Origin of the sequence: Acinetobacter sp. NIOH-H-8 (assembly GCF_046635365.1) — a bacterium.
GTDB lineage: Bacteria > Pseudomonadota > Gammaproteobacteria > Pseudomonadales > Moraxellaceae > Acinetobacter.
This window is the reverse complement of the sequence record NZ_JBHDVN010000222.1, coordinates 1-436: the sequence shown is the minus strand read 5'-3', so window position 1 is coordinate 436 and position 436 is coordinate 1. Positions and strand designations below refer to the sequence as shown.

At 50.5% G+C, this 436-nt stretch carries 1 protein-coding gene; it reads right to left on the bottom strand.

The features are described 5' to 3' along the window. Positions 1-365: PfkB family carbohydrate kinase (locus tag ACEWB7_RS17920; RefSeq protein ID WP_411581079.1), on the bottom strand; the 365-nt coding region annotated here is incomplete at its 3' end. Positions 366-436 lie beyond the last annotated feature (71 nt).

Below are 436 nucleotides of genomic sequence, written 5' to 3'. Positions count from 1 at the left end.
GGATAAGAGGATTGGGTGCCTTTCCCGGTGACGCTGAAAGCGGCAAAGAGGACGGCTTTTTTCATGGCGGCTTCCACATCCCCGCTCTGGACGTAGTAATGCGCGAAACAGCCGATAAAGGCATCGCCCGCGCCGCTGGTATCAACAGCGTTCACTCTAAACGCCGGAACATGGACTTCCTGGTCACGCGTCATCCACAGCGCGCCTGTCTCGCCCATGGTGACAATAATATTGTTCAGCCCTTTATCTACCAGCGAACGTGCCGCTGCGCGAATATGGTCATAGGTATCCACTGGCATACCGGTTAATATTTCCAGCTCGGTTTCATTAGGTACAAAGAAATCGCATTTACAGGCATAAGACATATCTAATTCCCGTAATGCTGGCGCAGGGTTTAATAACACTTCAATCCCGTGTTTCTTGCCAAATTCTATTG